The sequence below is a fragment of the Salipiger marinus genome (assembly GCF_035481585.1).
Taxonomy (GTDB): Bacteria; Pseudomonadota; Alphaproteobacteria; order Rhodobacterales; family Rhodobacteraceae; genus Salipiger; species Salipiger marinus.
Genome location: NZ_JAYKSL010000001.1, coordinates 545,164 through 569,571, shown reverse-complemented (window position 1 = coordinate 569,571; position 24,408 = coordinate 545,164). Strand labels below are relative to the sequence as shown.

At 69.0% G+C, this 24,408-nt stretch carries 20 protein-coding genes; 11 read left to right on the top strand and 9 right to left on the bottom strand.

What is annotated here, in order from left to right:
• Nucleotides 1–83 precede the first annotated feature (83 nt).
• Nucleotides 84–887, bottom strand: coding sequence for a hormone-sensitive lipase (locus tag VK682_RS02760; protein ID WP_230795130.1), 804 nt, complete (start codon nucleotides 885–887; stop codon nucleotides 84–86).
• Between the two features lie 82 nt (nucleotides 888–969).
• On the opposite strand from VK682_RS02760, the gene VK682_RS02755 reads away from it, so the two are divergent.
• On the top strand, nucleotides 970–2,445 hold the full coding sequence (locus tag VK682_RS02755; RefSeq protein WP_230795037.1) for an NAD-dependent succinate-semialdehyde dehydrogenase: 1,476 nt from the start codon (nucleotides 970–972) through the stop codon (nucleotides 2,443–2,445).
• A 117-nt stretch (nucleotides 2,446–2,562) separates the two neighbouring features.
• On the opposite strand, the gene VK682_RS02750 is transcribed toward VK682_RS02755, so the two are convergent.
• Together VK682_RS02750 and VK682_RS02745 are read right to left on the bottom strand one after the other, a co-directional pair.
• Nucleotides 2,563–3,270 carry a Crp/Fnr family transcriptional regulator gene (locus tag VK682_RS02750; protein ID WP_089847690.1) on the bottom strand — a complete coding sequence of 236 codons (708 nt, stop codon included), beginning with the start codon at nucleotides 3,268–3,270 and terminating at the stop codon, nucleotides 2,563–2,565.
• A gap of 199 nt (nucleotides 3,271–3,469) precedes the next feature.
• Nucleotides 3,470–4,027 carry a hypothetical protein gene (locus tag VK682_RS02745; protein WP_089847688.1) on the bottom strand — a complete coding sequence of 186 codons (558 nt, stop codon included), beginning with the start codon at nucleotides 4,025–4,027 and terminating at the stop codon, nucleotides 3,470–3,472.
• A 241-nt stretch (nucleotides 4,028–4,268) separates the two neighbouring features.
• Here VK682_RS02745 and VK682_RS02740 point away from each other — a divergent pair, with 241 nt between their 5' ends.
• A complete protein-coding gene (locus VK682_RS02740; protein WP_230795036.1) occupies nucleotides 4,269–4,892 on the top strand; it encodes a DUF1523 family protein in 624 nt (207 codons plus the stop codon).
• On the opposite strand, the gene VK682_RS02735 is transcribed toward VK682_RS02740, so the two are convergent.
• From VK682_RS02735 to VK682_RS02715, 5 genes are all read right to left on the bottom strand, one after another.
• Nucleotides 4,889–5,845: an ester cyclase gene (locus VK682_RS02735; RefSeq protein WP_230795035.1), complete on the bottom strand. Its 957-nt coding sequence runs from the start codon at nucleotides 5,843–5,845 to the stop codon at nucleotides 4,889–4,891. The two genes, VK682_RS02740 and VK682_RS02735, sit on opposite strands and share 4 nt — an antisense overlap.
• A 1-nt stretch (nucleotide 5,846) precedes the next feature.
• Entirely contained in the window at nucleotides 5,847–6,716 is an 870-nt protein-coding gene (locus tag VK682_RS02730; protein ID WP_230795033.1) for a dimethyl sulfoxide reductase anchor subunit family protein, read from the bottom strand.
• On the bottom strand, nucleotides 6,717–7,466 hold the full coding sequence (locus tag VK682_RS02725; protein ID WP_089847679.1) for a 4Fe-4S dicluster domain-containing protein: 750 nt from the start codon (nucleotides 7,464–7,466) through the stop codon (nucleotides 6,717–6,719).
• Nucleotides 7,467–7,544: 78 nt separating this feature from the next.
• The gene (locus VK682_RS02720; RefSeq protein WP_230795032.1) at nucleotides 7,545–10,331 is read right to left on the bottom strand and encodes a molybdopterin-dependent oxidoreductase; all 2,787 of its coding nucleotides are present in this window, start codon (nucleotides 10,329–10,331) and stop codon (nucleotides 7,545–7,547) included.
• An 86-nt stretch (nucleotides 10,332–10,417) separates the two neighbouring features.
• Nucleotides 10,418–11,587 (bottom strand): glycosyltransferase family 4 protein, encoded by a 1,170-nt coding sequence (locus VK682_RS02715; protein ID WP_324781384.1) that lies wholly within the window; start codon nucleotides 11,585–11,587, stop codon nucleotides 10,418–10,420.
• A 235-nt stretch (nucleotides 11,588–11,822) separates the two neighbouring features.
• Between VK682_RS02715 and VK682_RS02710 the strand changes: the two genes are divergently transcribed.
• The 5 genes from VK682_RS02710 to VK682_RS02690 all read left to right on the top strand — a co-directional run bounded on the left by VK682_RS02710 (nucleotide 11,823) and on the right by VK682_RS02690 (nucleotide 19,081).
• Nucleotides 11,823–13,250 (top strand): hypothetical protein, encoded by a 1,428-nt coding sequence (locus VK682_RS02710; RefSeq protein WP_230795028.1) that lies wholly within the window; start codon nucleotides 11,823–11,825, stop codon nucleotides 13,248–13,250.
• A 4-nt stretch (nucleotides 13,251–13,254) separates the two neighbouring features.
• Entirely contained in the window at nucleotides 13,255–14,562 is a 1,308-nt protein-coding gene (locus VK682_RS02705) for a glycosyltransferase family 4 protein (protein ID WP_230795027.1), read from the top strand.
• Between the two features lie 138 nt (nucleotides 14,563–14,700).
• Nucleotides 14,701–16,758, top strand: a complete 2,058-nt coding sequence (locus VK682_RS02700) for an acyltransferase family protein (RefSeq protein ID WP_324781383.1) — start codon at nucleotides 14,701–14,703, stop codon at nucleotides 16,756–16,758.
• Nucleotides 16,755–18,305 (top strand): GMC oxidoreductase, encoded by a 1,551-nt coding sequence (locus VK682_RS02695; RefSeq protein WP_230795023.1) that lies wholly within the window; start codon nucleotides 16,755–16,757, stop codon nucleotides 18,303–18,305. Before VK682_RS02700 ends, VK682_RS02695 begins: the two co-directional genes overlap by 4 nt.
• Nucleotides 18,302–19,081, top strand: a complete 780-nt coding sequence (locus VK682_RS02690) for an SDR family oxidoreductase (RefSeq protein WP_230795022.1) — start codon at nucleotides 18,302–18,304, stop codon at nucleotides 19,079–19,081. The genes VK682_RS02695 and VK682_RS02690 overlap by 4 nt, the downstream gene beginning before the upstream one ends.
• On the opposite strand, the gene VK682_RS02685 is transcribed toward VK682_RS02690, so the two are convergent.
• The gene (locus tag VK682_RS02685) at nucleotides 19,072–19,836 is read right to left on the bottom strand and encodes a WecB/TagA/CpsF family glycosyltransferase (RefSeq protein ID WP_089847664.1); all 765 of its coding nucleotides are present in this window, start codon (nucleotides 19,834–19,836) and stop codon (nucleotides 19,072–19,074) included. The genes VK682_RS02690 and VK682_RS02685 overlap by 10 nt on opposite strands.
• 284 nt (nucleotides 19,837–20,120) lie before the next feature.
• Between VK682_RS02685 and VK682_RS02680 the strand changes: the two genes are divergently transcribed.
• From VK682_RS02680 to VK682_RS02665, 4 genes are read left to right on the top strand one after another with little or no spacing between them, the layout of a single operon-like run.
• On the top strand, nucleotides 20,121–21,248 hold the full coding sequence (locus tag VK682_RS02680) for a Gfo/Idh/MocA family protein (protein WP_230795021.1): 1,128 nt from the start codon (nucleotides 20,121–20,123) through the stop codon (nucleotides 21,246–21,248).
• Nucleotides 21,236–22,204, top strand: a complete 969-nt coding sequence (locus VK682_RS02675) for an NAD-dependent epimerase/dehydratase family protein (RefSeq protein WP_230795020.1) — start codon at nucleotides 21,236–21,238, stop codon at nucleotides 22,202–22,204. The genes VK682_RS02680 and VK682_RS02675 overlap by 13 nt, the downstream gene beginning before the upstream one ends.
• The gene (locus tag VK682_RS02670) at nucleotides 22,201–23,445 is read left to right on the top strand and encodes a glycosyltransferase family 4 protein (protein WP_230795019.1); all 1,245 of its coding nucleotides are present in this window, start codon (nucleotides 22,201–22,203) and stop codon (nucleotides 23,443–23,445) included. Before VK682_RS02675 ends, VK682_RS02670 begins: the two co-directional genes overlap by 4 nt.
• Complete coding sequence (locus VK682_RS02665; RefSeq protein ID WP_230795017.1) at nucleotides 23,442–24,401, top strand: glycosyltransferase family 2 protein; 960 nt, start codon at nucleotides 23,442–23,444, stop codon at nucleotides 24,399–24,401. The genes VK682_RS02670 and VK682_RS02665 overlap by 4 nt, the downstream gene beginning before the upstream one ends.
• Nucleotides 24,402–24,408 lie beyond the last annotated feature (7 nt).

Here is a 24,408-nt window from a genome sequence, read left to right as displayed (position 1 = left end):
TCCCCCCCCCCCCCCCCCCTTTCAGGTGCCGCGCCTTCGGCGCGAGGGGCAGAGCCCCTCGACCTTTCCAGTGCCGCCCCGGCTCAGCCCGCTTGCGCCTGATCCGACAGAAGTGCGGCGCAAAGCGGGTGCTCGGGCCGTTCCAGCCCCTCGACCACGTCGAAATGATGCCGCCCGGGGTCCACCTGCACCGGGCAGGACCATGCGGCCCCCAGCCAGCGCGCCTGATCCAGAAAGGCAGGCCGTTCGGCGCCGCCGACCCAGACCGTCACCGGCACCTCTGGCACGGGCTGGAACAGCGGGCTTTCCGCCCGCGCCTCGCCCTCGTCAAGCCGCAGGTCGGCATTCATCGCGGTCTGCATCAGCGGGCGCAGATCCGACAGCGGCGAGACCGGCACCACCTTCTCCACCCGCGCCGCCACGTCTGCAGGCAGCATGCCCGGCGCCAGCATCCGCGCCACCAGATGCCCGCCCGCCGAATGGCCGGTCAGCCGCAGCGGACCCGGCAGTTCTGACGCGGCGCAGGTGATGGCAGAGGCCACCTGCGTGGTGATCTGCGCGATGCGCACCGCAGGGCACAGGTCATAAGACGGCAGCGCCACCGCCCAGCCCGCCGCCAGCGGCCCCGCCGCCAGATGCGTCCAGTCCGAGGCGCTGAAGCGCAGCCAGTAACCGCCATGCACAAAGACCACCAGCCCGCGCGGCGCCGCCTCGGGCAGGCACAGATCCAGCACCTGCCGCGCGCCCGGGCCATAGCTCAGGCGGCGGAACCGCCCCTGCGCTTCCAGACCCTCGCGCAGCGCCGCAGCGGCGGCCTGCCAGCGCGGCGGATAGTCCGCCGCACCGGGAATATGGGCGGCATTGGCATAGGCATCGCTGAGATCCATCGCCATTCTCTCCTCTGGCACTACTGTCCCGAATAGCAGATGCTGCGCCGGACGCAGCAAGGAAGACAAGAGGAGAGACCTCATGCTGGACCAAACCACCAATCTTGCCGGGCTTCTGAAGGATCCCAGCCTTCTGGAAACCCGGGCTTACGTGAACGGCACATGGACCGATGGCGACAAGGGCACGTTCGACGTGCGCAACCCCGCCCGGGGCGATGTCATTGCCGAGGTGGCCGATCTGAGCCGCGCGCAGGTGGCGCAGGCCATCGACGCCGCCTATGCCGCGCAGAAGGACTGGGCGCAGTGGACCGGCAAGGAACGCGCCAAGGTGCTGCGCAAATGGTTCGACCTGATGATGGAAAATCAGGAGGATCTGGGCACCATCCTGACCGCCGAACAGGGCAAGCCGCTGGCCGAGGCCAAGGGCGAGATCGCCTATGGCGCGTCCTTCATCGAGTTTTTCGGCGAAGAGGCCAAGCGCATCTATGGCGAAACCATCCCCGGCCACCAGCGCGACAAGCGGCTGATGGTGATGAAACAGCCGATCGGGGTCGCGGCCTCGATCACGCCGTGGAACTTCCCCAATGCCATGATCACCCGCAAGGCCGGGCCGGCGCTGGCGGCAGGCTGCGCCTTTGTCGCCCGCCCCGCCAAGGAAACGCCGCTGTCGGCCATCGTGCTGGCGGTGCTGGCGGAACGCGCCGGGATTCCGGCGGGCGTGTTCAACGTGGTGCCGTCCTCCTCCTCGTCCGAGATCGGCAAGGAATTCTGCGAGAATGGCAAGGTCCGCAAGCTGACCTTCACCGGCTCCACCGAAGTTGGGCGCATCCTGCTGAAACAGGCTGCCGATCAGGTGATGAAATGCTCCATGGAGCTGGGCGGCAACGCGCCGTTCATCGTGTTCGACGATGCCGATCTGGATGCCGCCGTGGAAGGCGCCATCGCCTGCAAGTTCCGCAACAACGGTCAGACCTGCGTCTGCGCCAACCGGCTTTACGTGCAGTCCGGGGTCTATGACGCCTTCGCCGAGAAGCTGGCGGCGGCGGTGAAGAAGCTCAAGGTCGGCGACGGGCTGAAGGACGGCACCGATCTGGGCCCGCTCATCAACCCCGAGGCGCTGGAGAAGGTGCGCGAACATGTGGCCGATGCCGAGGCGAAGGGCGCGAAGGTGCTGCTGGGATCCGAGGATCCGGGTCTGGGCGGCGGCTTCTGCGCCCCGCTGATCGTCACCGGCGCCACGCAGGAGATGAAATTCGCCACCGAGGAAACCTTTGGCCCGCTGGCGCCGCTGTTCCGGTTCGACACGGTGGACGAGGTGATCGAGCTTGCCAATGACACGATCTTCGGCCTTGCCTCGTATTTCTACGCCAAGGATCTGAGCCGGGTCTACAAGGTTGCCGAGGCGCTGGAATATGGCATCGTCGGCGTCAATACCGGCATCATCTCCACCGAACTGGCGCCCTTTGGCGGGGTGAAGCAGTCCGGTCTTGGCCGCGAAGGCAGCCATCACGGCATCGAGGATTACCTCGAGATGAAATATGTCTGCCTGAGCATCTGAGACGCAGCAGACGGGGCGAGGGGCGCTGTCCCCTTTCCCCGGCGCTGCGCTGACACAAGGGCGAGGGGCCAGCCCCTCGCGCTCCCCGGAGTTTAGGGGCAAGATGAAGGGGCGCGGTCAGTCGCCGCCGGTCAGGAACTCCTGCAGGCCCTGCATGTCGCGCACCGACAGCTTGCCATAGCCGCGCGCGATCCAGCCTTCGGTCTCGAACCGTTTCAGCACCGTGTTCATGGTCTGGCGCGACACGTTCGCCATTTCCGCAAGATCCGTCTGGGTGAGCAGGCAGGCGGTGGGATCGTCGCCATGGCTGGACTGCGTGGCGCTGACCACGCGCAGCAGCACCGCCGCGATGCGCTGGTCGGAGCGGCGGATCAGCAGTTCTCCCGCGATCTGATAGGTGATGATGGCGTTGTATTCCACCAGCCCGGCGAAGCGCCGCGGGGCTTCGGGCATGGCGCGCGACAGTTCCTGAATCGCGGGCAGCGGCACATGCGCCACCAGCGCCGGCTGCATCGCGCGGAAGGTCAGCATCCGCGCCCCGCCCGTGGCCAGCGGCCCCTGCCCGAACCACGCGCCCGCGCCAAAGATATGCCCCAGCACCACGCCAAGGGTCGGGCTTTGGGTCATCACCCCGAAGCTGCCGCCCAGAATGCCGAAGATCCCGCCCGGATCGTCGCCGATGTGATGGGTATACTGTCCGGTGTCGAAGCGGCGGATCTGGATCCGGTCCAGCACCGCCTGCTGGAACGGCGCAGGCTCTTTGGCCAGCCAGCCATGGGACAGCAGGAGACGGGTCGCGGGCAGGGTCGCGCAGGAGAGGGTCATGAGGAGGTGGTCCGAAAAGAATTCAGCGCAAACAGACGAGACTGTCAAAAAACCGACAAACTTACCGGTGCGCTAAACTAGACCTGTCCCCGGGCCGTGAGTCAAGGAAACATGACTTCATGTCGGGTGTGCCCTCCGGCCCTGAAAAGCGCGTGCGGTGTCCTTGTCGCACGCGCATTTTCCCTTTCAGAGCGGCGGCTTACTGGCCAAAATCCGCCATGCTGTCGAAATCCATGGCCTCCAGCAGGGTCAGGGCGGTCGCGGTGTCCGGGCCGTCCACCTGCACAAAGATGCGGTTGGCGATCAGCCCCATCACCTGCTGGTCCTGAATGGCGAAGCGCTGGCGGTTGACGCGTTCGGTCTTCAGCCCCATGGCCCCGGCATTGGACACCATCGCGGCCATGCCCGCCACCATCGGGTTGTCGGCGAGGATCTGCAGCCGGTAGCTGTCGCCCGTGCCGGTCTGATAATCCGCCTCGGCGGCCACGCCGCCGCCCATCATCGCCATGGCGGCATTGGCCTCGGTGTTGACAGTGCGCGTCCAGCCCTCCGGCGGTTCGGGCAGGAAGGCGCCAAGCGCGTCGGTCTTGAGTTCCAGGAGTTTGGCCCGCGCAAAATCCAGCTCTTCAAGCGCATACTGGATGTCCCCCGCCTCATAGGCTTCCAGCGCGGAGCCGAGCGTGTCGGAGATCTCGTCGGCGGCGGCGGGACAGGCGGGAAGTGCGAGGGTCAGGGCGAAAAGGGTTTGTCTGAACATTTTGATAAGAACTTTCTGCAAAAGGGAACATCTGACAGGATGGATGCAGTCCCGACCGCTCGCAAGGTCGGGGATACCTGACCGGGGCGCGGCAGGGCACCCCCTCGAACAGGGGGGAGGCGCCCGGATTCGCGACACCGCCGGTGGTTGATTTTCCCGCCACTTGAGGTCAGGTGAAGGGGAGGCGCAATTCCGGCGGCGCCGCCCCCAGCGCCGGAACAGACCCCGGGGAGCCCCTGCGATGAAATATGTGAAATGGACGGTGCTGGTGCTGCTATGGGCGGTCGTGGCGGCCTTCCTGCACTACACCCTGCCGCAGCACGACATCGTGCGGATCACCGACACCTATGAAAAGCGCGAGACCCCCGGCGCCAACCGCTGGTTCTGGTCGCAGGCGGGCAGTTCCAGCGCCGCCGCCACCGGCGGGCGTGACGTGTTCTTCATCCAGACGCGGCGCGCCGATGACAGCGTGATGGTCTATCGCAACGAGGATACCGGCTGGGGCTGGCCGCCCTATTTCAAGTTCGACACCTCGAACCTGCAGGCGGAGGCGAATGACCGCCGCTCCACCGGGGCGGAACCGGACTGGGTGGCGATCAAGCATTACGGCTGGCGCAACGAGGTGCTGTCGATCTATCCCAACGCCGTGTCGATCCGCCCGGTGGCGGGGCCGGAGGTGCGCATCATGCCGTGGACCAGCATTGCGCTGCTGGTGGTGCTGGCGGCGGTGTTCTGGGCGCTTTACGTGCGCTGGCGCCGGTTCCGCAGGCGGCGGATCGACCCGGTTCTGGAAGACATGGGCGACAATCTGGACGATGCGGGCGGGCGGCTGCGCGGCTTTTTCCGACGCAGCCCCAAGGACTAGTAGCTGCCGGTGGCGCGCAGGATCTGCGCCCAGATGCCGGGCGTGTCGTAAAGCGTCCATTCCCGGCGCAGCCCGTCGGGGCCGAATTCGGCATGGGTCATGCCAAGGATGTCGACCTCCGCCCCGGTGGGCATGCCAAAGGTGCCATGACCGTCATGCCGCCCGGCAAGCCGCCAGCGCAGGGTGGCGCGCGGCGGGGCCAGCGGATCCTCCGCCCCCATCAGATGCTCCACGTGGAACAGGGCAGAGGGAAAGGCGGCGCGCAGGCCGATCCAGAACGCCTCGGCCTCGCGCGGGCCGCAGCCCTGCACGCCTCCGGGCAGGAACAGTTCGGCGGCGGGATCATACTGGCGGTCCAGCGCCGACAGTTCGCCCCCCATCACCCGGTCGATCAGATCGCCCAGCGTCTGCCCCCACGGGCTGCCGTTGCCCTGCCCCGCGGGGCGGGGCGCGGGAGGATCGCTGCGGTCCGGGGCGGTGACCAGCCGCCAGCGCGCGCCCTCCTCCAGCCCGATGCCAAGGCGGGACAGGATCGCCGCCTCGTCGCGCAGCACCCATTCCTCCTGCACCCGCCCCGCCACGCAGTAGCGTTCGGCCATCTGCAGAAAGCCCAGATCGCGCCCGGTGGCAGGCCCGTAAAGCCCGGCGCCGTCATGGCGGGTGATCACATGGAACCGCTGCGCCGCCATCAGCGCGTTTTCGGCGGGCGCGTGCCACAGCGTGTCTTCGGCCAGCAGCCGCGTGTCCGGAAACGCCGCCAGCCGCGCCGCCAGATCGGCGCCCACCACCTCCGGCTCCTGCAGCCAGCCCAGCCCGCCATGCGAGACGACCTGCGGCGCCATCAGATCCGGCGTGCGGTCCAGCCGCCGCCCCTCCCACAGATCGCGGGTCAGCGTGTCGAGATAGGCGCTGGCATCCTGCCACTGCGCGTCAAACCCGGCCAGAAACGACATGTCAGCCTCTTCCGTGATACAGGCCGACCACATGCTCGGCCTCGGCAAAAAACACCCAGCGCGACAGAACCACGCCCGCCACATGCGACACAAGCGCAACCGCACCGAAGAGATGCGGCATCGGCAGCAGCAGCAGCGGCACGGGCAGCACCACCATAAACGCCAGCCCCAGCACCCGCAGCTTTTTCAGGTGACGGCGGGCCACCACAAAGACCATCTCGTCCAGCACATAGGTGCTGCCGGTCTGGGCCGGAAACAGCGGGCGCACGCTGCCGCGCCCGGCAAGCCCGGTGGCGGTGGCGGGCGTGCTGCCGCTGCGGGCAAAGCGCGTATCGCCATCGTACCATGTCCAGATCTGCAGCGCCCCCAGCGCGGGCAGCAGGATCAGCGCCGCCGTGACATGGCCCGACAGCAGCGCCCCCCCTGCCAGCGCGGTCAGCAGGAACAGCGCAGGCGTGGACCAGTGATGCCAGCGCGGCACGGCCTTCAGCTGCGCATAGATCATCGCGGTGCAGGTGACGGCGGCCAGCGCCAGCGCCGCCGACAGCCAGCCAAGCGGCAGCAGCGGCTGGTCGAGCATCAGCGCCAGACCGTGCCCGCCCCCCGCCAGCAGCGCCGCCACGGCGGCCCAAGCCTCGCGCGAGAGCCAACTGCTGCGCCACTGGCTGAACGCCTTGAGCGCGCGGTCACGGCGGCGCAGATGCAGCGCCGACGCGGCGAGCCCGGCAAGGCAGAGCCCATGCGCCAAGGCGAAGAACACCAGCGCCACCCAGCCGGTGGGCGGCGCGGGGTCGATCCCAAGCCAGACCAGCAGGCCGAAACCCAGCCCCGAGAGCGTGGAAAAGGCGATGAGCGAGCGTGCGGGATACATTCAGATCCTCGCCAGCGTGCGGTCGATCCAGCCAAGCAGGCCGCGCGGTTCTTCGGCCACCACATCCAGATAGGGGGCGAGCACGTCCACATCGTCCGGCGCGGCGTCGCGGGGGCGCGGCGGCAGGTATTTGTTCACCGGAGCCGTGCCCTGTTCCGGCATCAGATCCACCCCGCCGCGCTCCGCCACCAGCAGCGACACCGCGCTGTCGGGATCGTTCAGGTCGCCAAAATGCCGCGCCTGCGACGGGCAGGTGCGCACGCAGGCGGGAAGACGGTCTTCCTCGGGCAGGTGCGGATTGTCGATGCGGTCGACGCAGAGCGTGCATTTCTTCATCACGCCTTCGGCCATGTCCATTTCCCGCGCGCCATAGGGACAGGCCCATGCGCAGAGCCCGCAGCCGATGCAGTCGGCTTCGTTGACCAGCACGATGCCATCCTCGGCGCGTTTCCAGCTGGCGCCGGTGGGGCAGACGGTGACGCAGGGCGCGTCGTCGCAATGCAGGCAGGAGCGGGGGAAATGCACCAGCTGGGCCGGGCCTTCGGGGGGCTGCACCTCGAAGCCATGCACGCGGTTGAGGAAGGTACCGGTGGGATCGGCGCCATAGGGATCCTGATCGGAGAGCGGGCTGGGCTGGCTCTGGGTGTTCCAGCCCTTGCAGGCGATGACGCAGGCATGACAGCCCACGCAGGTGTCGAGGTCGATCACCAGACCGAGCTTTTTCTGCGGGAGGGGGGGAAGTGTCGTCATGTTCCGATGTCGCGCTGAAGGAAAAGGCGGGACCGGGGCGCTGCCCCGGACCCCGGGATATTTGGGGCCAATGGAACCCTAAGGCGGGGGCACCGGGGAGCGGAGCGGCGGGAAGGTCGGCTGCGCCTGATCGGGCGGGGCCGATTTTTCCAGCCGCACCCGCAGGTCGAACCATGCCGCCTGTCCGGTGACGGGATCGCTGTTGGACCAGCCGCCCGCCCCGGGCAGGCGTTCCGGGATCAGGTGGTTGAGCAGGAAGCCGCGCGTCGCCTCGGGGGCGGCGGGATCGAGCGCCCATGCGCCCTTGCGCTTGCCGATGGCGTTCCATGTCCAGACGGTGTCGGGGTTGAGCGCGGCCATGTGTTCGGCGGGCACGGTGATTTCCGCATGGGAGGAGATGACCCGCACCCAGTCGCCGGGCGCGAGGTTCAGCCGGTTCCACCACAGGGTCGGCAGATAGAGCGGGTTCTGCCCGTGGATCTGGCGCAGCCACGCGTTCTGGCCGCCCCAGCTGTGATACATCGCCATGGGCCGCTGGGTGATGGCATGGACGGGAAATTCCGCAGGATCCTCGAACGCGTCCGACAGCGGCGGATACCAGACCGGCAGCGGATCGAAGGTGGTGCGGATGCGGCCCCGCAGGCTGTCGGGGGGCTGGTGCGGGCCGTGACCTTCGGCGGCGCGCTGGAAGCGGCGCAGCGGCTCGCACCAGAGCTGCACCAGATCGAAGCCGGGGGCGTCGGCCAGCCCCTTGTCCACGGCCCAGTCGGCCCATGCCCGGTTCCATGGCTTGAAATAGGCGGCTTCGGGCGGGACGGGCATTTCGTGGAAGCCGCCTGCGGCGATGTAGCTGTCGATCTGCGCGGCATTGGGCAGGCCGCGCCCGTCCTGCAGGCCCTTGTCGCCCAGCCGGAACCCCGCAAGCGGGCCGATGCCGGGGCGGCGTTCGTGCATCTGGATGTAATCGGCGTAATCGGCATAGGTCGGCTGGCCTTGGGCGTCGACCATGCCGGGCAGACCCAGCCGCGCGCCCAGATCCAGCAGCACCGACTGGAAGGGCCGCACGTCGCGGTCGGGCGCGATCACCGGCCAGCGGATCGCATCCGCCGCCGCGTCCGGATCGGAGATCGGGCGGTCCAGCAGCGAGATGCAGTCATGCCGTTCCAGATAGGTGGTGTCCGGCAGCACCAGATCGGCATAGGCCACCATTTCCGAGCTATAGGCATCGGCGCAGATGATATGCGGGATGACATAGCCGCCGTCTTCGTCCTGCGCGGTCAGCATGTCGATCGTGCCGCGCGAGTTCATGGCGGAATTCCACGCCATGTTCGCCATATATAGCATCAGCGTGTCGAGCCGGTAGGGATCGCCCTCGGCGGCATTGGCGATGACCATATGCATCAGCCCATGGGCGGAAAGCGGGTTTTCCCATGTGAAGGCGCGGTCGATGCGGGCAGCACTGCCATCGGGATGCAGCGCCAGATCCTCCGGCCCCTGCGGAAAGCCCAGATGCGGGCCCTCCAGCGGCTGGCCGGGGCGGTTGCGGAAGGCCGGGCGCGGATGGGCGCTGGCGGGTTTGGGATAGGGCGGCTTGAACCGCATCGATCCGGGCGTTTCCACGGCGCCCAGCAGGCTTTGCAGCAGATGGATGGCGCGGCAGGTCTGGAAGCCGTTGGAATGGGCGGAAATCCCGCGCATGGCATGCACCGCCACCGGGCGGCCCACCATGCTGGTGTGGCGGTGGCCGCGAAAATCGGTCCAGGGCTGGTCCAGCACCACCGGATCATCGAAGGCGGCGCGGGCCAGATCCGCCGCCAGCCGCCGGATCTGCCCGGGCGCCAGACCGCAGCGCTCCGCCACCTTTTCCGGCGCATAGGCGGGATCCATGTAGCGGTCGGCGATATGGTGCATGACTGACCGGTGGCTGAGCCCGGCGCGGCGGATCTGCCCGGTCAGCTGCGGCTCCACCCCTTCGCCATCCCATGGCGCAAGCCGCCCGGTGCGGCGGTCGACCACCTGCGCGCGGCCCTCTTCGTCGCGCAGGGCAAGACCGTAGTCGGGGGATTTCGGATCACAGTCGAGGATCACCGGCGCATTGGTGAAGCGCGCGAGGAAATCAAGATCGATGCGCCCCGCCCGCAGCAGTTCATGCACCAGCGCCAGCACCAGCAGCCCGTCGGTGCCGGGGGTGATGCCCAGCCAGTCATCGGCGATGGCGTTGTAACCGCTGCGCACCGGGTTGATGCCCACCACCTTGGCACCGCGCGCCTTGAGCCGCCCCAGCCCCAGCTTCAGCGGGTTGCTGTCGTGATCCTCTGCCACGCCGAACAGCAGCAGAAGCCGCGCGTGATCCCAGTCGGGCGCGCCGAATTCCCAGAAGCTGCCGCCCAGCGTATAGATCCCCGCCGCCGCCATGTTCACCGAGCAGAAGCCGCCATGGGCCGCGTAATTGGGGGTGCCATACATCTGTGCCCACCAGCCGGTGAAGCTTTGCGACTGGTCGCGCCCGGTGAAGAAGGCGAATTTTTCCGGCGCCGTCTCGCGCAGCGGCTTCAGCCAGCTCACCGCCAGATCCAGCGCCTCGTCCCAGCTGATTTCCTCGAACTCGCCCGAGCCGCGCGGGCCGGTGCGGCGCAGCGGCGCGCGCAGCCGCGCGGGCGACAGCACCTGTTTCAGCCCCGCCGCCCCCTTGGCACAGAGCACGCCGCGATTGACCGGGTGATCGCGGTTGCCATCGATATAGACCGGCACGCCGTCTTTCAGATGCACGTCGATGCCGCAGCGGCAGGCGCACATGTAGCAGGTGGTCTTGCGGATCTCGTTCGAAATGCGCGGTGCCGTGTCCGGGTCTGGCTGGTCCTTCATCGCGGGCTTGCCCCCTTCTTCTGCCAAAAGCTTGGCTTTTGCCAGAGGCTAGGGCAGGGCATGGGGTCTGACCAGCGCTTTCCGGGTCAGGCCCTGCGCCGGGCCACCGCATCGCGCAGCAGATCGCCGACTCGGGCGCCCCATGCGTCCCAGTTCAGATGCTGGTCATATTCGGCGCGGGTGCTGCGGCACAGCGCGGCATAGCCCGCCGGATCGGCCACGGTGGCCTGAATGCGCGCGGCAAAAGCCTCTGCGCCGCTGCCCGGCGGCAGGGCAAAGCCGTTGACCCCGTCGCGCACCGGCACGCCCCCCACCCGCAGGCAGAGCGAGGGCACGCCATGCGCCGAGGCTTCGCAGAAGGCAAAGCCGTAGCTTTCATAGCTGGGCTGCACCACAAAATGCGACCGGGCATAAAGCTGCTGGAACAGCGCAGCCTCGGCGGGCACGGATTTGTCGAGCTGCGGGTGGATGGTGACATGCGGATCGCCCTGCGCCTCGGGCGGGGAGCAGCCGATGACGGTCAGCCGCGCGTCAAGCCCGGCCTCGCGCAGCCGGTGCAGGGTGGCCAGCGCCACCGGCCCGCCCTTGGCCTGCCAGTTGCGCCCCACCAGCAGCAGATGCAGCGGCGCGCCGGGGGCGACGCTGCGCGGCTGCGGCACGGGGGGGGGCGCGATATTGGCGCCCCATGGCACCAGATGCACCTTGTCCGGATCCAGATCATAGCGCTGCAGCGTTGCGTCGCGCAGCCATGCCGAGGGCCAGAGCAGCATGTCGCTGCCGTGCAGCACCAGCGCTTCGGCGCGTTCCACCCAGCCATCCAGCCTGCGCCCGCCGGGCAGCACTTCGGAAAAGGCCTGCCCGATTTCAGAGCGGCGGTAGACCGTGGGCGTCGCGTCCGAGGTATAGGCCACGGTCAGCGGATAGGGCCGCCGCAGATGGTGCAGCGTCTGGAAGGCATAGGCGCCGAACAGCACGTCATACCTGTCGCGCCGCAGCGCCGCCGCGATGGAACACGCGATGACCGGGGCCAGCGCCAGCTGTGCCCGCCAGCGCAGCCGCAGGCTGAACCGGTCGGGCAGGGCAAGGATGGCGCGGCGCACCGGATCGGCCAGCCCCCAGGTCTGGGGCAGGATCGTGACATCGCCCGCATGGCGCACCAGCGCGTCATGGATGCGGGCATTGCCGCCGGAATAGAAATTCCTGTCGAGCGGGGAAAAATCGCTCAGATACGCAATCTTCAGACGCTGCTGTGGCAAGGAAACGCTGACCCTTCTTTCACTTGTCAGACCGATGACCAATCAATTGGGCCATTTCATGACCCGATCGCGATGCTCTTCGGTCCGCCGCGCCTGTGCCAAATCTGCCAGCCCCCGGCGCGGCGCCCCGACGCGACAGGCGACAACCGGGCACGAGCCTGCTACGGTCAGGCGGCATGGCGGGGCGCTTGGGGGGCCGGTGCCATGGGTTTTCACGGGACGACCACGACACGGGATGCCGAACCCTCTTGCCTTTCTCATGCTGGCGCTCTGGCCGCTGGTGACGGTCGCGCTGTTCCGGCGTCTGGCGGTGGACCGCGCGCTGATCCTGTCGCTGCTGCTGGGCTATCTGTTCCTGCCGGAACCGCCTGCGGTCTTCGACCTGCCGCTGATGCCGCCGCTGACCAAGCACAACATTCCCGCGCTGACCGCCTTTGTCCTCGTGCTGTTCCGGGGCGGATCGGACGGGTCGTTCCTGCCCGAATCGGGGCTGGGCCGGGTGCTGCTGGCGGTCTTCGTGCTGTCGCCCGCGCTGACCGTGGTCACCAATGCCGAACCGGTGTTCTTTGGCCGCATCGGCCTGCCCGGGCTCGGGATCAAGGATGCCGTGGCCCTGACGCTGCAGCAGCTTCTGCTGGTGCTGCCCTTCCTGCTGGCGCGGCGCTTTCTGGCGACGGGCGGGGCGCAGCGCGAGATCCTGCGCGCGCTGGTCTGGGGCGGGCTCGTGTATTCCGTGCTGATGCTGGTGGAAATCCGGCTGTCGCCGCAGCTGAACAACTGGATTTACGGCTATTACCAGCACTTCTTCGGCCAGTCGATCCGGTTCGGCGGCTATCGCCCGGTGGTGTTCCTGTATCACGGGCTGTGGGTGGCGTTCTTTCTGATGACCTCTGCCGTCGCCGCATGGGCGCTGTGGCGGCGCGATCCGGCAGCCTCCAAGCTGCGGGCGCTGCTGGCGGCGCTTTATCTGACGGCGGTCCTTGTGCTGGCGAAATCGATGGGGGCACTGGTGCTTGGCCTGCTGGTGATCCCGGCGGTGCTGCTGCTGACGCGGCGGATGCAGATCCGGCTGGCGCTGCTGATCGGGCTTCTGGCGCTGGCCTATCCGCTGGTGAAGGGGGCGGGGCTGGTGCCCGAACAGGCGCTGCTGGACCGCGCCGCCGCCATCGATCAGGACCGCGCCTATTCGCTGGAATTCCGCTTCGACAACGAAAACACCCTGCTGGAGCGCGCCTATCTGAAACCGGTCTTCGGCTGGGGCAGCTGGGGACGCAACCAGATCCTCGATCCCGTGACCGGCTTCATCACCACCGTCTCTGACGGGCGCTGGATCATCGTGATCGGGGTCTATGGCTGGGTCGGCTTTCTGGCGGAATTCGGGCTGCTACTGCTGCCGCTGATCCTGCTCTGGCGGGAGGCGAAACATGCCCCCCCCGATGCGGTGTCGCCGCTGATCGCGCCGCTGTCGCTGCTGCTGGCGGTCAATGTCGCGGACATGATTCCCAATGCCACGCTGACCCCGCTGACATGGATGGTGGCGGGCGCCCTGACCGGCTATGCCGAGGCGCTGAAGGCGCAGCGGCTGGGGCGGCGGGCACCCGAAAATCCCGCCCTGCCCGCCGCCGCGCCGCGCGACAAGCCGCGCTGGCAGTCGATCATGTGAGCCGATGACCCGACGTCCCCGCATCCTTGCCATCGCCGAGGCCGCCAATCCCGAATGGGTCAGCGTGCCGCTGGTCGGCTGGTCGCTGGCCCATGCCCTTCGCGACGTGGCGGATGTGCATATCGTCACGCAGATCCGCAACCGCGACGCGATCCTGCGCGCGGGCCTGACCGAAGGCATCGACTTCACCGCGATTGATTCCGAAGCGTTTGCCCGCCCGATGTGGAAGCTGGCCGAACTCCTGCGCATGGGCGAAGGCAAGGGCTGGACCATGGTGCAGGCGATCAACGCGCTAAGCTATCCGTGGTTCGAACATCTGGTCTGGCGGCAGTTCGGCGCGCAGGTCCGGCGCGGCGACTGGGATCTGGTGCACCGGATCACCCCGCTAAGCCCCACCATCGGCTCTCCGATCTCGGCGCGCTGCGCCAAGGCCGGGGTGCCCTTCGTGCTGGGGCCGCTCAATGGCGGGGTGCCGTGGCCTGCGGGGTTCGAGGCAGAACGGCGGCGCGAACGCGAATGGCTGAGCCACCTGCGCGGCGCCTACCGGCTGCTGCCCGGCCATGGCGCCACGCTGGACCATGCGGCGGCGATCCTTACCGGCTCGCGCCACACCGCCAGCGAGATCCCCGCCCGCCACGCGCATAAGGTGATCCACCTGCCGGAAAACGGCATCGACCCCGCCCGGTTCAACCGCATCGCCACCCCCGGTCCCGGCCCGCTGCGCGCCGCCTTCGTGGGCCGCCTCGTGCCCTACAAGGGCCCCGACATGCTGCTGGAGGCGGCGGCTCCCCTGCTGCGCGCGGGCCAGCTGCAGATCGACATCGTGGGCGACGGGCCGATGCGCCCCGCGCTGGCCGATCAGGCGGCGGCGCTGGGCATCGCCGGGGCCGTCACCTTTCACGGCTGGCAGGAGCATCGCGCGGTGCAGGACATCCTCTGCCGCTGTCATCTGCTGTCCTTCCCGTCGATCCGCGAATTCGGCGGCGGCGTCGTGCTGGAGGCGATGGCGCTTGGCGTGGTGCCGCTGATCGTGGATTACGCGGGCCCGGGCGAGCTGGTGGGGCCGGAAACCGGGCTGAAAGTGCCCTGCGGATCGCGGGCAGAGATCGTGGCGGGCTTCCGCGCGGCGCTGGAGCGGCTGGCGCAGGATCCCGCCCCCCTGCCCGCGCTGGCTGCCGCCGCCCGCGCCCGGGTGCAGAGCCATTTTACATGGGACCAGAAGGCGCGGCAGGTGGCGCGGGTCTATGACTGGATCGCCCAAGGCCGCCCCTCCCCCAAGCCGGATTTTTTTGGACCAGACGACACAGAGTGACGGATCGGCAAGAATTGCCATCTAAACCAGACTGTGACGGGTTCTGCCCTTTAATCGCCTTATTTCGAGGCTCAGATAGAACTGGATTTTAGACGGGGCCGCATCGTGCCCCCGCACCGGAGAACCCGGACAGGACGCATGACCAGACCCCGACAGACGCCCTCTGCCACCCCGGACATGGCGCCCGCCCCGCTGCCCTATCGCAGTGACATCGACGGGCTGCGCGCCATCGCCGTGCTTGCCGTGGTGGTCTATCACTTCGGTTTTCCCGGCCTTCCCGGCGGCTTCACCGGGGTGGACGTGTTCTTTGTGATCTCCGGCTTCCTGATCGGCGGCATCCTGTGGCGCGAGCGCGAGGCGATGGGCCGCATCCGGCTGGGCCGCTTCTATCTGCGCCGCTTCCGCCGTCTGGCCCCGGCCTTTTTCGTCATGGCGCTGGTGACCACGGCGCTGGCCTCGGCGCTGCTGCTGCCTTTTGAGTTCCGCGAATTCGGCAAGACGCTGATCGCCGCCACGGTCTATCTGTCCAACGTGCTGTTCTTCCGGCAGGCGGGCTATTTCGACGCTGCCTCCGAAGACAAGCCGCTGCTGCACACATGGTCGCTGGCGGTGGAAGAGCAGTTCTACATCGTCCTGCCGCTGCTTCTGCTGCTGTTCGCGCGGCGCCGGGGCGCGCTGATCTGGACGCTGGCGCTGATCTGGGCCGCCTCGTTGGCGGCCAGCGTCCTGCTGACGCCGCATCTGCCCACCGCCACCTTCTATCTTTTCCCCTTCCGCGCGTGGGAACTGCTGTCGGGGGTGCTGCTGGCGATCTGGGGCTGCGAAACCGGACGGCGCTGGCGCGGATATGCCGCGCTCAGCTGGCTGGGGCTGGGCTTGGTCGCGGCCTCGATCATCCTGATTCCGGCGGGGCCGCAGTTTCCCGGCCTGCTGGCCCTCGTGCCGGTGCTGGGCACGGTGCTGCTGCTGGCCAATGGCACCGGGCGCAACACCGTGAACCGCGCGCTGTCCTCGCCGGTGCCGGTGTTTTTCGGGCGCATCTCCTATTCGCTGTATCTGTGGCACTGGCCGGTGGTGACGCTGTCGCTTTACCTGCGCGGCAGCTATTCCGGCCCGCTGGAGGCGGGGATGTGGCTGGCGCTGGCGGTGGGGCTGGCATGGCTCAGCTGGCGGTTCGTGGAACAGCCGGTGCGCCATGCCCGCCTGCCCGCCCCTGCCCTGCTGGGCGGCACGGCGGCGGGATCGGCCCTGCTGCTGGCGCTGGGGGGATGGCTTTACCTTGGCGACGGGCTGACCAGCCGCTTCCGCCCCGAGGTGCAGCCGCATATCCGCGCCTCCGCCGATTTCCTGCAGGACTGGAGCCGCTGCACCACCCCCGCCAGCGGCCCGCTGATGGGGCTGGAAATCTGCCCGATCGGCCCCGAAGGCCCGCCGCGCGTGCTGGTCTGGGGCGACAGCCACGTGCGCGCCTTCCGCGAGGGGCTGGATCAGGCCGCGCAGCAGGCGGGCACGCCGGGGCTGATCCTGTGGCGCGCGGGCTGCCCGCCGGTCTTTGGCCTGCGCAAGGTCGAAAGCGCGGCAACCCCGGCGCAGGATCTGGACTGCACCAATGCCACGCTGCAGATCCGGCAGGCGCTGCCGCAGCTGCCGGATCTGACCACGCTGCTGCTGATCGGGCGCTGGAGCTATTACGCCACTGGCGCGGGAGTCGGGCTGGATGCGCAGAACACCATCGCGCTGCATCCCGCCGATGGTCCGGTGCGCATCGGCGAGGCGCAGTCCGATCTGCTGGCGCAGCGCATCGATGCCAGCGTGGCCGAACTTCTGGACCGGTTCGAACAGATTTTCGTGCTGCGTCAGCCGCCCGAGATCCCCGGCTATGACAGCCGCCGCGCCGCGCGCGAGGCGGCGCATGACGGCTGGCCGCTGGCCCGCACTCCCGTCACCCGCCCCGAGGTCGCGCGCGCAGAGGCCGAGGCCCGCGCCGCCAGCGCCGAAGCGCCGTGGCGGGCACTGGCCGAGGCGGGCGCGGTCAGCCTGATCGACAGCTGGCCCCGCCTCTGCGACGCCACCACCTGCCACGCGCTGCAGGGCGGCGAGGGCTGGTATTTCGACAACAACCACGTCACCAACACCGCCGCCCGTGCCCTGCACGATCTTTTCGCGCCGGTCTTTGCCACGGATCCCGCCTCATGACCGCGACCGGACCGGACTGGGACTGCATCGTGATCGGCACCGGCATGGGTGGCGGCACGCTGGGCCGCGCGCTGGCCGAAGCCGGGTGGCGGGTGCTGTTCGTGGAAAAGGGCGCCGCCGGGCAGCGGCAGGCGCGGAACGGGCTGTCGGAAATCTTTGTCCCCGAGGCGCGGCTGGCCCGCGGGCTCTGGCCAGAGCCGCTGCATGCCACGGTGGATGGCCGCGACAGCCGGTTCTATGCGCCGCTGGGGGCGGGGATCGGCGGATCTTCGGTGTTCTACGCCGCCACGCTGGAACGGCCCGAACGGCATGATCTGGATGATCTGCTGGACCGCCCGCATCCCACCGGCGGCTGGCCCGTGGGCTATGACGAGATGCGCCCTTGGTTCGACCATGCCGCGCGGATGTATCACTTGCATGGCACGCCCGATCCGCTGTCATCCGACGCGCCGCCGCCGCTTGATCCGCCGCCGCCGCTGACCGCCACCGAAGCCGCGCTGATGGCCCGGTTTCGCGCTGGCGGCCTCAATCCCTATTACGCCCATACCGCGATCCGCCGCAGCGACGGCTGCCTGAACTGCCTTGGCACCCGCTGCCCGCGCCTCTGCAAGATGGACGGACGCTCCGCCGGGGTGGAGCCCGCCCTGGCCACCGGCAATGCCGAGATCCTGACCGGGGCCGAGGTGACGCGGCTGATCGCCGGGCCGGATTCGGTGCAGGAGGTGGAGCTGCGGCAGGGCGGCACGCTGCGGCGCCTTCGGGCCCGGCATGTGGTGCTGGCGGCGGGGGCGCTCAATTCGCCGCGGCTGCTGCTCAATTCCCTGTCCGACCACTGGCCGGAGGGGCTGGCCAACCGATCCGGACTGGTGGGGCGCAACCTGATGTTCCACCTCAACGAGATGTTCGCGATCTGGCCGCCCCGGGGTGCGCCCGATGCGGGCGCGACCAAGGCGCTGGCCCTGCGGGATCTTTACACGGCGGGCCATACCCGGATGGGCATGGTGCAGGCCATGGGCATCCGCGCCTCTTATGGCGAGATCCTGTTTTACCTGAACCGGATGCTGGCCGCCTCGCGGCTGGGGCATGTGCCGGGGCTGCCGCATCTGACCCGCCTGCCCGCCGCGCTGGCCGCACGGATCCTTGGCCATGCCCAGATCTTTGTCGGGCTGATGGAGGATCTGCCCTATCTGCACAACCGCGTGCTGCCCGATCCCGACCGGCTGGCCATCACCTATGCCATGGCGCCGGAACTGCTGGTCCGCCGCCATGCCTTTCGCCGCGCCATCGCGCAGGCTTTTCGCGGGCAGCGGCGTCTGTTTCTGGGGCTGGGGCCGGAGCTGAACTTCGGCCATCCCAGCGGCACGCTGCGGTTTGGCCATGATCCCGCCCGGTCGGTGCTGGACGCGCAGTGCCGCGCACATGGGCTGCGCAACCTCTGGGTGGCCGATGCCTCCTTCATGCCCACGTCGATGGGGGTGAATCCCAGCCTGACCATCGCCGCCAATGCCCTGCGCGTCGCCGACCACCTGCGGAAGGATCCGACATGACCCGACTGACCCCCCAAGACGGCATCGCGCTGGTGACTGGCGCCGGATCCGGGCTGGGCCGCGCGCTGGCGCTGGAGCTTGCCCGGCAGGGCTTCACCGTCGCCGCGATCGGACGCCGCAGGTCCGCCCTTGAGGAGACGCAGGAACAGGCGCCGCAGGGCCGGGTGCTGATCTGGCCGCTGGACGTGGCCGACCCCGCCGCCGTCACCCGCTGCGTGGCAGAGGTCACCACGGATCACGGGCCGGTGGCGCTGCTTGTCAACAATGCCGCGGTCTATCCCCGGCGCGACATTCTGGACGAGACGGCAGAGAGCTTTCTGCACAGCGTCGCCGTCAATCTGGGCGGGACGGTGGCCTGCACCCGTGCCGTGCTGGACGGGATGGTGGCGCGCGGGCGGGGCCGCATCCTCAACGTCGCGACCTTTGCCGATCTGCAGCCGCTGCCCGCCTCTGCGGCCTATTCCGTGTCGAAAGGCGCCGCGCGCATCTTCACCCGCGCGCTGGTGGCCGATCTGGGCGACCGCTTTCCGGGCATCGTGATCGGCGACTGGATGCCCGGCATGCTGCGCACCGACATGGGCATTCCCGACGGCCTGCCGCCCGAGCTGTCGGCCCGCTGGGGGGTGGATCTGGCGCTGCGCTGCGATCCGGATCTGAACGGCGCCGTGTTCGAGCGCGACACGGAAGTGCTGCCGCCGCTGGGGCTGAAATCCCGGGTCAAGCAGGCGCTGACCGGCCAGCGGCGCCGCCCGCGGCGGCTGGAACCTCAGGCCTGACGGGAGCGGAAGCGTTGCACCGCCGCCCGCAGCATCTGGCCCGGCAGGATCGCCAGACATTGCAGATAGCGCAGGCCCAGCCGTTTCGGGCTGTTCAGCGCCCGCCACAGCCATTCCAGCGCCAGACGCCGCGCCCATGCTGGCGCGCGTTTCTGCATCCCCGCCAGAAAATCCAGCCCGGCGCCAATGCTGACATAGCCCACGGCGGGCGCGGCGCGGCGGCCACTGGCGGCAAAGATTTCCTGCTTGGGCGCGCCAAGCGCCACGAAACACAGCCCCGCGCCAGAGGCGGCGATCTGCTCGTGCAGGGCCTGTGCCTCGGGGCTGTCGGGGTCAAAACCCATGGGCGGCGCCAGCGTGCAGACCACGGTCAGGTCGCGCACCTCGCGTTCCAGATAGCTTTTGGCGCGGGACAGCGATTCGGCGGTGCTGCCCACCAGCGCCACGCCCACCCCCAGCCGCGCCGCGATGCGCGCCAGCGGCAGGATCGCATCGGATCCGGGGATCAGTTCCACCGGGCGGCCCGCCAGCCGCGACATCCACACGATGGGATTGCCGTCAGCGGTGACCAGATCCTGCGCGGCATAGGCGGCGCGGAACCGTGGCAGGCCGCGCAGCTTGACCAGATGATCAAGGTTGAGCGTGGCCAGCGCAAAGCCCTGACGCTGCGCCAGACGTTCGGTCACACGGGCCTGAAGCGCGGCCCATGTCGCCACGTTGACGGAGACCTTCTGCCCCGAAACGCTGAAATCCATACGACATCCCTCTGGCCCCGACGCCAAGTTCTACAGCCAATCCCCGACATTCCGAGATGCCGATACGTCGATTTCCCGCAGACCGTGGCAGAGCTGCCGCATAAGGTGCAAAATTGTCACCTCGAAGGCTGCGCCTGTACAGGCTTTGCAGCTTTGTGCCGAAATCTGGTCAAATTTGTCTGGTCAAAGACGGCTGACCAAAGGCTCCGGCAAGAAAGATCCCGCATGATCCCGCGTTTCCTCCGGTGTTTCGGCTGGCCCTGCCCGCGCAGACAGGGGGCGATGTGACCGGACAGCTGTCGATTCTGGGCTGCGGCTTTGTGGCCGATCTGTATATGCGCTCGCTTGCGGCGATGCCGGGGCTGGCCGTGGCACAGGTGCATGACCACGACCCCGACCGGCTGGCGCGGTTCTGCGCCCATTGGGGGCTTCGGGCGGAACCCTCGCTGGACCGGTTTCTGGCGCAGGCCCCCGCAGGGGGCGTGGTGCTGAACCTGACCAATCCGGGCGCGCATTACGCGCTGAACCGCGCGGTGCTGGAGGCGGGGCATCACGTCTATTGCGAAAAGCCGCTGGCCCTGACGCTGGCCGAGGCTGAGGATCTGCACCAGCTTGCCGCCGCACGCGGGCTTCTGCTGGCCTCTGCCCCCTGTTCCGTGCTGGGCGAGACCGCGCAGACGCTGGGCCATGCGCTGCGCCATGGCATCGCGGGCACGCCGCGCGCGATCTATGCCGAACTGGATGACGGCTTCGTGCCGCAGGCCGCCTATGACCGATGGCACAGCGAAAGCGGCGCGCCCTGGCCGTGGGAGGACGAGTTTCGCGTCGGCTGCACGCTGGAACATGCGGGCTATTACCTGACTTGGCTGATCTCGTGGTTCGGGTCGGTGCGCACGGTGGTCGCGGCCTCGGCCGAGGTGCTGCCCGACAAGGGCGGGCTTGGCCCTGTCGCGCCGGATCTGTCGGTGGCCGTGCTGTTTTTCGACCATGGCCCCGTGACCCGGCTGACCTGTTCCATCGCCGCCCCGCATGACCACGGGATCAGCATCGTCGGCGATGCGGGCGTGCTGCGCTGCAAGGCGGCGTGGGACAATGCCGCCCCGGTGCGCTTTGCCCGCCGCTTCACCCTGCGGCGGCGGCTGATGGAACACCCGCTGCCCCGCCGCCTGCGCCTGCCGCAGCCCACCCATCCAAAGGTGAAACGCTGGGGCGCCGCCGCGATGAACTTCATGCTCGGCCCCGCCGAGATGCTGGAGGCGCTGCGCGACAACCGGCCCTGCCGCCTCTCCGCCGATTTTGCGCTGCACCTGACCGAGGTGACGCTGGCCATCCAGAATGCCGGGGAAACCGGCGGCGCCCAGCGCATGACCACGCGCTGCGCCCCGATGGAGCCGATGCCATGGGCGATGTGACCCGCCTGCTGCTGACCGGGGCCACCGGATTCGTCGGGCGGGCGGTGCTGGCTCAGGCCCGCGCGCAGGGGCTGGAGGTGGTGGCGGTGACCCGTGGCACGCCCCCCGCCGCGTGGACCGAGGCGGGGGTGATCCCCTGCTGCGCCGATCTGGCCGATCCGGCGGCGATCCCGGTGCTGCGCGCCGCGCTGCGCGGCGTCGGCGCCGTCATCCACTGCGCCGCGCATCTGGGCAGCGACGAAGGTGCGGTGACGGCGGCCACCACGCTGGGCACGCGGCATCTGCTTGCGGCGATGGCGGGCCAGTCCGCGCGGCTGGTGCTGGTCAGCTCCATCGCCGTCTATGATTACACCAAGCTGGCGCCGGGCGGCACCGTGACCGAAGCCTCCCCGCTGGAACAGCCCGACACCGCGCGCGACGCCTATGTCGCCGGAAAGCTGCGACAGGAGGCGATGTGCCGGGACGCGGGCCATCCGCTGTGGATCCTGCGCCCCGGCGCGATCTTTGGTGAAGGCCGGACATGGAACGCGCATCTGGGCGTGTCGCTGGGCCCGCTGCTGATCGCCATGGGTCAGGGCGGAGAGCTGCCCTTGGCGCATGTGGATCATGTGGCGCGGCGGCTGGTGCGGGCGGCAGGCATCGCCCCGCAGGGGGTGGAGGTGCTGAACCTCGTCGATGCCGACCGGCCGGACCGGGCGCGGTTCCTGCGCGCGCACCGGCTGTCGGGCTGGCCCCGGCTGGTGCTGCCGCTGCCATGGCCCGTGGTGCTGCCCGTGGCGCGGCTGCTGGCGCCGCTTGGCCCGCGCCTGCCCGGGCTTTTGCGCGAACCCGTGCTGCGCGCCCGCATCCTGCCGCTGCGCTATGACGCCCGCGCGCTGGTGCGGCGGCTTGGCCCGCTGGACCAGCCAAGGTTCGAGGCGCTGATGGCCGCCGCCCTGAAGGAGGGCGCGGCATGACCCTGCGCCGTCTCGCCTATCTGACCGGGGAATATCCCCGCGCCTCGGACACGTTCATCCAGCGCGAGGTGGCGGCGCTGCGCGCGCTGGGGCATGAGGTGCTGACCTGCTCCATCCGCACCACGGGCGCGGAGCATCTGGTCGGCCCCGAACAGCGCAGCGAACATGCCCGCACCTTCAAGGTGCTGGAGGCCTGCCGCGCCCCGCTGCGCGTGCTGCGCGCCCATGGCCGCTGGCTGGCGCGACCCGCCCGCTATGGCCGCGCGCTGCGGCTGGCATGGACCACGGCGCCAAAGGGCGTGAAGGGGCGGCTTTACAACCTGATCTATTTCCTTGAGGCGGGGGTGCTCGCCACGCATCTGGCGGAGCAGGGCGTGGAGCATCTGCACAACCACATCGCCAAAGCCTCCTGCACCGTGGCGATGCTGGCCTCCGCCCTGTCGGGCATCCCCTACAGCTTTACCATCCACGGGCCGGACATCTTCTTTGAACCGCAGCACTGGCGCATCGACGAAAAGGCGGCGCGGGCGGAATTTGTCGCCTGCATCAGTGCCTTCTGCCGGTCGCAGCTGATGTGTTTCGCAGAAGCCGCGCACTGGCCCAAGCTGCGGGTGGTGCATTGCGGCATCGACCCCGCGCGCTATGCCGCCGCCCCCGGCCACGATCCGGTCCTGCTGTTTGTCGGCAGGCTCGCCGGGGTGAAAGGCGTGCCCCTGCTGCTGGAGGCGCTGGCGGCGCTGGCCCCCGCCCATCCCGCGCTGCGGCTGCGGCTGATCGGCGACGGCCCCGACCGCGCCGCGCTGGAGGCGCGGGCGACCCGGCTGGGGCTGGCCGACCGGGTGGAGTTTCTGGGGTATCGCAGCCAGTCCGAGGTGGCCGATGCCTTGGCGGGTGCGCAGATCTTCGTGCTGCCCAGCTTTGCCGAAGGCGTGCCCGTGGTGCTGATGGAGGCGATGGCGGCGGGCCTGCCCGTGGTCACCACGCAGATCGCGGGCATTCCCGAACTGGTCGACTCCGGCATCTCCGGCCTGCTGGTGCCGCCGGGCGAAGCCGCGCCACTGGCCCGCGCGCTGGACGCGCTGCTGACCGATCCCGCCCGCCGTCACGCCATGGGGCAGGCCGGGCGGGCCCGGGTCAGCGCCGATTTCAACATTGCCACCGAGGCTGCCAAGCTCTCGCAGCTGTTCCAGTCCTCCGGCGCGGCCACGTCCGCGCCCCTGTCCAGAAAGGACATCGCATGAGTGCCGTGGACATCGTCCTGATCGGCCGCAACGAAGGAGCCCGGCTTGTCGCGGCCTTGGCCTCGCTGCCGGGTCAGGCGCGGCAGGTGGTCTATGTGGACAGCGGATCCACCGACAGCAGCGTGGCCGAAGCGCGCCGCGCGGGCGCGCAGGTCGTCGAACTGGACATGTCGGTACCCTTTACCGCCGCGCGGGCGCGCAATGCGGGCTTTGCCGCGCTGACCGATCCGGATTTCGTGATGTTCGTCGATGGCGACTGCACGCTGGTGCCGGGCTTTGTCTCTGCCGCCGTGGCGCATCTGTCGCGGCATCCCGAACTGGCGCTGGTCACCGGCTGGCGGTCGGAAATTCACCGCGACAGCTCCATCTTCAATCAGCTTTGCGATTTCGAATGGCGCCGCCCGGTGGGGCGCATTCTGGGTTGCGGCGGCGACATGCTGGTGCGGGCCGAGGCGTTCCGCCATGTCGGCGGCTTTGGCGACAGCATCATCGCCTCTGAAGACGAGGAGTTCGGCACAAGGCTGCGCAAGGCCGGATGGGCGCTGGAGCGCCTGCCACTGGAGATGACGCGCCACGATGCCGACATGCACCGGTTCGGCCAGTGGTGGCGCCGCGCGGTGCGCACCGGCCATGGCTTTGCCCATGTCGGCCACCTGCACCCGGATTACTTTGCCCGCGAACGGCAGCGGGTGCTGGCCTATGCGCTGGTGCTGCCGCTGCTGTCGCTGGCGCTGGCGCTGGTCTCGCCATGGCTGCTGCTGGTGCCGCTGGCCATCTATGCGCTGAACTACCTGCGCACGCAGCAGGGGCTGCGCCGGGCCGGGCTGCCTAAACGCGAGGCGCGGCAACACGCCCTCTTCATCGCCCTGTCGAAATTTCCCAACCTCGTCGGCATGGCCACTTATCATCTCCGCCGTCTGCGCAACGCGCAGATGCGCATCATCGAATACAAATAAGGGGCGC